General features: G+C 44.1%; 9 protein-coding genes and 2 tRNA genes. 3 read left to right on the forward strand and 8 right to left on the reverse strand.

The annotated features are described in order from the left end of the window. Positions 1-7: 7 nt before the first annotated feature. The 3 genes from R8O70_RS08365 to phoB are packed head-to-tail and all read right to left on the reverse strand — an operon-like array spanning position 8 to position 2,995. Positions 8-967 (reverse strand): PstS family phosphate ABC transporter substrate-binding protein, encoded by a 960-nt coding sequence (locus R8O70_RS08365; protein WP_213966996.1) that lies wholly within the window; start codon positions 965-967, stop codon positions 8-10. Continuing rightward, a complete protein-coding gene (phoR, locus tag R8O70_RS08370) occupies positions 967-2,265 on the reverse strand; it encodes a phosphate regulon sensor histidine kinase PhoR (RefSeq protein WP_005383667.1) in 1,299 nt (432 codons plus the stop codon). The genes R8O70_RS08365 and phoR overlap by 1 nt, the downstream gene beginning before the upstream one ends. A gap of 40 nt (positions 2,266-2,305) precedes the next feature. Further along, a complete protein-coding gene (phoB, locus tag R8O70_RS08375; RefSeq protein WP_005381752.1) occupies positions 2,306-2,995 on the reverse strand; it encodes a phosphate regulon transcriptional regulator PhoB in 690 nt (229 codons plus the stop codon). Between the two features lie 224 nt (positions 2,996-3,219). Here phoB and rdgC point away from each other — a divergent pair, with 224 nt between their 5' ends. From rdgC to R8O70_RS08390, 3 genes are all read left to right on the forward strand, one after another. After that, a complete protein-coding gene (rdgC, locus tag R8O70_RS08380; protein WP_005381753.1) occupies positions 3,220-4,134 on the forward strand; it encodes a recombination-associated protein RdgC in 915 nt (304 codons plus the stop codon). Positions 4,135-4,299: 165 nt separating this feature from the next. Beyond that, positions 4,300-5,700 carry a tRNA 5-hydroxyuridine modification protein YegQ gene (gene yegQ / locus R8O70_RS08385; protein WP_005381754.1) on the forward strand — a complete coding sequence of 467 codons (1,401 nt, stop codon included), beginning with the start codon at positions 4,300-4,302 and terminating at the stop codon, positions 5,698-5,700. A 2-nt stretch (positions 5,701-5,702) separates the two neighbouring features. After that, on the forward strand, positions 5,703-5,957 hold the full coding sequence (locus R8O70_RS08390) for a YfhL family 4Fe-4S dicluster ferredoxin (protein WP_005381763.1): 255 nt from the start codon (positions 5,703-5,705) through the stop codon (positions 5,955-5,957). Between the two features lie 42 nt (positions 5,958-5,999). Here R8O70_RS08390 and R8O70_RS08395 read toward each other — a convergent pair whose 3' ends face one another. The 5 genes from R8O70_RS08395 to R8O70_RS08415 form a co-directional block, all read right to left on the reverse strand. After that, positions 6,000-6,308 carry a hypothetical protein gene (locus R8O70_RS08395; protein WP_005381765.1) on the reverse strand — a complete coding sequence of 103 codons (309 nt, stop codon included), beginning with the start codon at positions 6,306-6,308 and terminating at the stop codon, positions 6,000-6,002. Positions 6,309-6,631: 323 nt separating this feature from the next. After that, on the reverse strand, positions 6,632-7,468 hold the full coding sequence (gene mepA, locus R8O70_RS08400) for a penicillin-insensitive murein endopeptidase (protein WP_005381766.1): 837 nt from the start codon (positions 7,466-7,468) through the stop codon (positions 6,632-6,634). A gap of 12 nt (positions 7,469-7,480) precedes the next feature. Continuing rightward, the gene (locus tag R8O70_RS08405) at positions 7,481-7,813 is read right to left on the reverse strand and encodes a DUF1904 domain-containing protein (RefSeq protein WP_005381768.1); all 333 of its coding nucleotides are present in this window, start codon (positions 7,811-7,813) and stop codon (positions 7,481-7,483) included. Positions 7,814-8,289: 476 nt separating this feature from the next. Continuing rightward, positions 8,290-8,366, reverse strand: a tRNA-Trp gene (locus R8O70_RS08410). 35 nt (positions 8,367-8,401) lie between these two features. Beyond that, a tRNA-Asp gene (locus R8O70_RS08415) sits at positions 8,402-8,478 on the reverse strand. Positions 8,479-8,622: the final 144 nt, after the last annotated feature.

Consider the following 8,622-nt stretch of genomic DNA (forward strand, 5'->3'; position numbering starts at 1 on the left):
AGTCGGCTTACAGGCCGACTTTTTTTAACTCTTCTTCTGCAAAATCTGCCGTAATGGGCACATAACCATCTTTCTCAACCAACGCTTGTCCCTGAGCAGAAAAGATAAAGCGAATAAATTCAGCTTCAATTGGTGTTAATGGGTAATCAGGGTGCTTATTCACGTAAACATATAAGTAACGTGATAGTGGGTACTTACCACTAACAATATGTTCTCGCGTTGGAGTCACGTAGTCATTTCCCATTTTAGCCACAGAGACTAAGCGCACGCCTGCCACTCGATAACCGACACCGGAATAACCAATTCCACTGATGGTTGACGCTACAGCTTGCACAACTGACGCGGAGCCTGGCTGCTCGTTAACTCGGGTCTTGAAATCGCCGCCACACAAGGCATTGCTTTTGAAGTAACCGTAAGTTCCAGAAACGGAGTTACGACCAAACAACTGGACGTTTCGCTTTGCCCACTGTGATTCAAGACCGAGTTGCTGCCAGTTTGTGACAAATTGACTTTCACCACAGCGCAGCGTGGCAGAAAACAAAGCATCTAACTGACTAAAGTTAAGCCCTTGAATTGGATTATCTTGATGAACAAAAATACCGATTGCATCGATGGCGACCCTGAGCGCAGTTGGCTTGTAGCCATGTTCACGTTCAAACGCTTCAACCTCTCTTAAACGCATAGGGCGGCTCATGGGACCAAACTGAGCTGTTTGTTCGGTCAATGCTGGGGGGGCAGTAGAAGAGCCAGATGCTTGGACTTGCGCATTAATATTCGGGTAAATGGATTTAAACTCTTCAACCCAAAGCGTTGTCATACCCGCAAGTGTATCGGAGCCAACAGAGAGCAAGTTCCCGACAATCCCCGTCGTTTTATGATAAGTCGGCAATGGTTTATCTTGAGCGGCAGCAATAAAAGAACAAACAAGCGCGAATAAACTGAATGTTTTTGCCAATCGTAAAGCCATTATTTCACCACCAAACGCTCAGGCAATACGAAAGAAAACTTACTGCCCACACCTACTTCACTGTGAATTTCTAAATGAGAGTCATGGTGACTCAGCGCGTGTTTTACAATGGCTAGCCCTAAACCACTTCCACCAGTATCACGTGATCTTGCTTTATCCACTCGATAAAAACGCTCGGTAAGTCGGTGTAGGTGCTGAGGTTCAATACCATCACCACTATCTTCCACCTCTAAGCATGCGCCTTGAGAGGTCTGGAACCAGCGAACATTAATGTTTGCACCAGGCGGCGTGTATTTGACGGCATTATAAACGAGGTTAGAGATAGCACTACGTAACTGGTCATCATCGCCCAACACGCGTAGGCTAGCATCAACATCAAATTTCAATTTATGTTGATTGTCCCCACTAAGGCTAACTGCCTCTTTTTCTAACACTTCAAGCATCGCAGGCACATTCACGACTTCCTCAAGTTCATGCATAGGTGCCGCTTCAATTTTAGATAGTGTCAGTAGTTGGTTCACCAAACTGTTCATGCGGTTGAGCTGCTCCGTCATGACACCATGAGCTTTGCTCCACATTGGACCCACGACCATATCAGGGTCTTCTGTCATCTCCAAATAACCTTGTAGCACCGTCATTGGTGTACGCAGTTCATGAGATACGTTGGCAAAGAAGTTGCGACGCATTCCCTCAAGTTGTTTTAATTGGCTCACATCACGCACTACCATCAAGTGCTCACCCTCGGTATACGGTACGATACGCAATTCCAGCATCCGTTCGACGTTGAGTGGTGAACGCATTTCTAATGGCTCTGAGAAGTCTTTCTTGTTGAGGTACTTGATAAAATCAGGTGTACGAATGAGATTGGAGATAGGTTGACCTGAATCTTCTGGCCAATGGAAGCCCAGTAAGTGCTGAGCCAGCTTGTTGCACCAAACAATATTGCCTTCAGCACGGAATACCACTACCGCATCGGGTAGCGATTCTGCACCATTTCGGAATCGACGAATAAGATTAGTAAGCTCTTTTCGTTTGCGGCGTTGGCGCTGTTGTAAGCGATACAACCCATTGAACAAAGATTCCCAGTTACCGCTACCAGACGGTGGCGTGAGGCGTTTTTCATCCCATAACCAAGAAGATAAACGTACTTGGTTATGCAAATGCCACACAAGCTGCAATGCCGTAGCTGCCAAAAGCAACCACGGCATATAACCGAATATCCAACCTACTATCACCCATGGGGTGTAAAAAAAAGCCAGCTCCCAGGCCAGCTTTTTCCACGTTAATCTTTCAACCACTCATAACTCCAGAAATGGTACCGATAAGCTGCGTGTTAATTTATGCCTTCGTCGAGAAGCGGTATCCAGCACCACGAACAGTTTGGATCAGCTTATCATGCCCTGCAGCTTCCAATGCTTTACGCAGACGGCGAATATGAACATCGACTGTACGGTCTTCGACATACACGTTGGTGCCCCAAACATTGTTTAATAGCTGCTCACGGCTGTATACGCGTTCTTGATGCGTCATGAAAAAATGAAGCATCTTAAATTCTGTTGGGCCCATGTCTAATGGCGCATCATTAGCCGTAACACGGTGCGATACAGGGTCAAGCTTCAATCCCTGTACATCAATTACATCTTCTAGTGCAGTCGGAGTAACGCGACGAATCACCGCTTTTAAGCGTGCAACCAACTCTTTAGGAGAGAATGGCTTAGTAATGTAGTCATCCGCACCGACTTCTAAACCGCGCACTTTATCTTCTTCTTCACCACGAGCGGTAAGCATCACAACTGGAATGTTGCGCGTTAATTCCTCTCGCTTCATATGTTTGATGAAGTTAATGCCACTACCGCCTGGTAACATCCAATCCAGTAAAACTAAATCAGGGAAGGGTTCAGCCAGTTTGGTTACTGCAGTATCGTAATCTTCCGCTTCTACCGCTTGGTAACCTTTCTGCTCAAGTACGAAGCACAGCATTTCGCGAATAGGAGCTTCGTCTTCAACAACCAGAATCCTTCTAGACATAATTGAGTAACCTTATGTTCGTTGAGCTAATGAATTTAAGAGACAAAGCGCCTCTCTTTGCATAAGCATTATCACTACCAATTATGACACTTTTGTGACCTTTGAAAACAAATTTTCATATAACTTTCTTTTGAGGTTCATTCGAATATTTTTCATTTCTATTAAGACATCAGCACAAAAATTCCCTATGATTAGTCCCTTGTCATCAAGCCTAGAGAAGATTTATGTGGTTTAAAAACTGTCTGGTATACCGCGTTAACCGCGAGGTTACTTTTAACGCCGAACAACTAGAAACTCAGCTGTCTGAATTCCGATTCACCCCGTGTGGCAGTCAAGACAAACAGAAATTTGGCTGGGTCAGTGCAATGGGTAGACATGGCGATATGATGACTCACGTGTCAGAAAACCGCATTCTGATTTGCGCCAAGAAAGAAGAGAAAATGCTACCTGCCTCTGTGATCAAAGAATCATTGAATGCAAAAGTAGAAGCAATGGAAGCGCAAGAAGGTCGTCCTCTGAAGAAGAAAGAGAAAGACAACCTGAAAGATGACATCGTAATGGATTTACTGCCGCGCGCATTCAGCCGCAGCAGCCACACTCACGTGCTCATCATGCCAAAAGAAGGTTTTATCCTTGTTGATGCAAGCAGCTATAAAAAAGCAGAAGATGTATTAGCATTGCTTCGTAAAACCATGGGTAGTCTACCTGTTGTTCCTGCTATTCCAGAAGTGGCGATTGAAACTACGCTAACCGAGTGGGTGAAAAGCGGTGACACACCTCAAGGTATCAGCATGATGGACGAAGCTGAGCTAAAATCCGTACTTGAAGAAGGTGGTGTGATTCGCTGTAAGAAGCAAGAGCTAACCACTGATGAAATCCGCAACCACATCGCTGCGGATAAAGTCGTGACGAAACTTGCGCTTAATTGGCAAGATCGTATTGAGTTCATTATGACGGAAGATGCGGGCATCAAACGTCTAAAATTCTCTGATGAATTGAAAGATCAAAACGATGATATTCCACGTGAAGATCAAGCAGCTCGATTTGATGCAGACTTCTCTCTAATGTGTGGAGAGTTCAGTGCTTTCCTTCCCAACCTATACGATGCGCTAGGCGGCTTACCGAATCCTAACGCTTAATTTTGTATAAAGGTTAACCATAACGCCCTCACTTTTTTTGAGGGCGTTTTTCTATCTGAAGCACAATTACCCTAGTCACAGTTCACATTTTGACGTAAAATTTGCGCCCCATTTCCATTAGGTGGAATTGGCCTGACTTGTGATCAGATAAAAGAGAATTGAGCAATGACAACTGAGAAAGCATTCGTGCCTGAGCTACTATCTCCAGCAGGCAGCCTGAAAAACATGCGTTACGCATTCGCCTACGGGGCAGATGCAGTTTACGCTGGCCAACCTCGCTACAGCCTTCGCGTACGTAACAACGAGTTTAACCACGAGAACCTAAAAATCGGTATCGATGAAGCCCACGCCCTAGGCAAAAAGCTTTATGTGGTATGTAACATTCAACCACACAACTCGAAGCTAAAAACGTTCATCCGTGATCTTAAGCCAATCGTAGAGATGGGTCCTGACGCATTGATCATGTCAGATCCAGGCCTAATTATGATGGTTCGTGAAGCTTTCCCAGAAATGCCAATTCACCTTTCTGTACAAGCGAACGCTGTAAACTGGGCGACCGTTAAGTTCTGGGCAGCGAATGGCGTGGAACGTGTGATCGTTTCTCGCGAGCTATCTCTAGAAGAAATCGAAGAAATTCGTGAGCATTGCCCTGAAACTGAACTTGAAGTATTCGTTCACGGTGCATTATGCATGGCTTATTCTGGTCGTTGCCTACTTTCTGGCTATATCAACAAACGTGACCCTAACCAAGGCACTTGCACTAACGCATGCCGCTGGGAATACAAAGTTGAAGAGGGTAAAGAAAACGACGCTGGTGACATCGTAGAGAAATTCGACCCGACGGAAGCACAGCCTGTCGAGGTACAAGACGAGCGTCCTGAAACCACAATTGGTCGCGGCAAACCAACAGATGAAGTCGTTCTACTTTCTGAAGCACACCGTCCAGAAGAAAAAATGGCAGCTTACGAAGACGAGCATGGTACTTACATCATGAACTCTAAAGACCTACGAGCGGTTCAGCACGTTGAACGCTTAACTAAGATGGGTGTTCACTCATTGAAAATTGAAGGTCGTACTAAATCGTTCTACTACTGCGCACGTACCGCTCAAGTTTATCGTAAAGCAATTGATGATGCTGTAGCAGGTCGACCATTCGATGAAAGCCTAATGGGTACACTAGAAAGCCTAGCTCACCGTGGCTACACTGAAGGCTTCCTACGCCGTCATACACACGATACTTACCAAAACTACGATTACGGTTACTCAGTCTCTGATGCTCAACAGTTTGTTGGTGAATTCACTGGCAAACGTCGTGGTGACATGGCTGAAGTAGAAGTAAAAAATAAGTTTCTTGTCGGTGATAGCCTTGAACTAATGACGCCAAAAGGCAATATTGTTTTCACGCTAGAGGCAATGGAAAACCGCAAGTCAGAGTCTATTGAAGACGCGAAAGGAAACGGTCACTTTGTATTCATTCCAGTACCAGCAGAGCTAGATTTAGAATATGGCCTATTAATGCGTAATCTAAACTCAGGGCAGGACACCCGTAACCCGACTGGTAAGTAACCATGGCCTTGCTCATTACTGATAAATGCATTAACTGCGACATGTGTGATCCCGAATGCCCCAATGGGGCAATCAGTATGGGAGAGAGCATTTTCGAAATTGATCCAGCGCTATGTACAGAGTGTAAGGGGCATTACGAAAAGCCGACCTGTCAGTCAGTGTGTCCAATTACAAAATGCATAATCACTGATCCGAACCATGTCGAAACTGAAGAGCAGTTGCTTGAAAAATTCGTGATTATTCAAGGGTTAGCATAAGAGCAATTAGGTTCAACTTTGGCATCAAAGTTGAACCTTTTCTCAACCTGATTTTTCAATAGGGATAATATTGCAGAACAGCTCTTTTTCAAAATGATACTCTAGTCTCTCACGCCAATTTTCCGCTTGAGAAACAGGTATTAAATAAAAGTTTTCTCGGCTCGTATCAGTAACGAAAGCCATTCCATATTGCATCAGCTCATAATGCACATCATTAACAAAACCCGGATCAAGGCGTTGACGCCCAGTCAGGTGATTCACATCCTCTCGAGTCAAAGAGACTCCTTTAGTATCACTGCTAAATCTGTGTCTTAACCACTCTGCAAATTCTTTTGCACAAATCATAGTCATGGTTTTGTCCTTGATTTACTCTTCTAACAGGAAAAGGGTATATCCCTGCCTTACACACTTGTCTGCGTTGTTATCGCTTTTTAGCCAACTGACAGACATATTGCTAAGAAACCAGAGTATCGTGACGAAAGATCTTTTTCTAAACAGAGAAGTTACAACTTACCCATACTACAACTCTTTGTTTAATTTAGATTTCTATAATATGTCCCCAAAACTGATTGGGTTAGTTTTTGTATTGGTACTATTCAATGTAGACAAAAGTATGATGTTTCTCCAGTTTCATAAAAGAGATCACCAAGTACAGATAAACCTGAAGAGTAACACTAATTAGGATTGATAAGCGGCAAGCATTGAGGTGGAACGACTTTTTTTCGTTTGGGCTTAGAGGTTGTTTTTACCCGTTGAGGGGTATCAGTAGGTTTTGCTTTTGGCGCCCAACTTGCAAGCTCAGCACCGCAACCATCACCTACTGGAGGTGGTGCTTGATCAACACAATAGTCGCTCGAATCAGGACAAGATAACCTGACGTGAAAGTGGTAATGATGCCCCCACCATGGACGTACTTTACGTAACCAAGAACGATCTTTGCCGTTTTCTTGCAAGCAAAGTTGCTCCTTAATAACAGGATGTACAAAAATTCGTGCAACATCCTTACTTTTTGAAGCGTACCGAATTAGCTTAAAGTGCCGTTCTTCCCAGCGATGATTAAGTATGGAATAACCTTTTAAATCCACCACACTCATGGGTTTAGGAAGTTGTAATTCGTTATAAGAAAGCGGTTGGTCAGCAAGTCTTAACCAGATATCGATATCTAACCCGGTTTGATGACTAGAATGACCAGAGGAGAACCTTCCACCTCTAGGTAAAGACAAATCACCAATTAGCAGAGTGGTGTTGAGATTTTGATGAGCTTTAAGCGCCAGATTTTCAATAAACTCTATCGTTTTAGGGTGCCCATAGTAGCGCTTCGTTTTACTACGTAAGACTTGATAACCAACGCCATCGAGAGGCAAGGGTAATGCACCATCTAAACAACCGTTAGCATAACTACCAATAGAGGAGGAAGAGTTTCGGGTAGGATTAACCGCAGACTCCCAAGGAGTAGAACATACTGAAGCTGAGAAACATAAACCCAAAGTTACAATGAAACTCAGCCTCATAGCCTTTAACCTTTAGTAGTGTTCGCCATTATCGTAATAAGCTTTAGGAGATAAGGCGGAAAAGATAACCGCAACATCAATATCGGCACCAGCGATACCGCGCACTTGTTGCGTAATAAGCTTGGCAACTTCATCTTGCACTTCCTGGCCACGGTCGAACCAAAGCACTTCGACAAAAGGATATGCAGCACTCACCTCACCCTCATTGAAAAACGTAGTGTAGATATACTCAAAAGTAAAATCCTCACGCGGACAGTCCATTAGAGGCTGAAGTTCATCCGTAAGAGGTTTTGATAATGCCTGAACAGCTTGTGGCTCTACAGCACGGAATCGAAAATGTGGCATAAACTTACTTCCTAATTATTAGCATTAATGCATGATGATAACAGGAACCAAGTCAGTAATCATCCAAGCCAATGTAACCACTGACCTTTCAATAGATTGTGAATCAGATGTGCTCGATAACGAAGAAAAAGTGTTATGAAATTCGAAGGTAAAACAGAAAGAGCAAAGCGATACATCAACATTTAGTAATTACATTACTAGAAAATAAAACTATCTGAAGCAAAGGTATGCCATATTCGTTGGATAAACATACACCTGACATCGAAACTATACGTTAGGAATAAAAGAGACCCTGACCTAAGCCAGAGCTTATGAATATGGGGGGATAGGTGAAGTGGACCAATATCCCGGAGATATGAGCTTTCAATCCCCCCGATACTTTGGTATCAGAGGAATCGACAACTCTTCCAACTAGTCAGCTTCTCTTTTCTTCAGATGCAAAAAAGCCCCAGCATTACTGCTGAGGCTTTAAAGTATGGCAGGGGTGGAGAGATTCGAACTCCCAACACGCGGATTTGGAATCCGCTGCTCTGCCAATTGGAGCTACACCCCTGTAATTCGTGTTTATTGAGACGACGCTCAAATAAGTGGCGGAGTGGACGGGACTCGAACCCGCGACCCCCGGCGTGACAGGCCGGTATTCTAACCAACTGAACTACCACTCCGCAGTGGTATCACTCGCTTTAATAAGCAAGTGTCCGCTTTTGTCTTCACTTTTCGAAAAAGTGAAAATAAAACTAAAGCCTGGCGATGTCCTACTCTCACATGGGGAAGCCCCACACTACCATCGGCGCTATTTCGTTTCACTT

This window comes from Vibrio sp. 779(2023) (assembly GCF_033344285.1).
In the GTDB taxonomy this organism is placed as follows: Bacteria; Pseudomonadota; Gammaproteobacteria; order Enterobacterales; family Vibrionaceae; genus Vibrio; species Vibrio alginolyticus.

Bases quoted from the DNA above. Each gene is read 5' to 3' on its own strand.
- R8O70_RS08365 (WP_213966996.1), bottom strand. From the start codon at position 967: ATGGCTTTACGATTGGCAAAAACATTCAGTTTATTCGCGCTTGTTTGT.
- phoB (WP_005381752.1), bottom strand. From the start codon at position 2,995: ATGTCTAGAAGGATTCTGGTTGTTGAAGACGAAGCTCCTATTCGCGAA.
- rdgC (WP_005381753.1), top strand. From the start codon at position 3,220: ATGTGGTTTAAAAACTGTCTGGTATACCGCGTTAACCGCGAGGTTACT.
- yegQ (WP_005381754.1), top strand. From the start codon at position 4,300: ATGACAACTGAGAAAGCATTCGTGCCTGAGCTACTATCTCCAGCAGGC.
- R8O70_RS08390 (WP_005381763.1), top strand. From the start codon at position 5,703: ATGGCCTTGCTCATTACTGATAAATGCATTAACTGCGACATGTGTGAT.
- R8O70_RS08395 (WP_005381765.1), bottom strand. From the start codon at position 6,308: ATGACTATGATTTGTGCAAAAGAATTTGCAGAGTGGTTAAGACACAGA.
- mepA (WP_005381766.1), bottom strand. From the start codon at position 7,468: ATGAGGCTGAGTTTCATTGTAACTTTGGGTTTATGTTTCTCAGCTTCA.
- R8O70_RS08405 (WP_005381768.1), bottom strand. From the start codon at position 7,813: ATGCCACATTTTCGATTCCGTGCTGTAGAGCCACAAGCTGTTCAGGCA.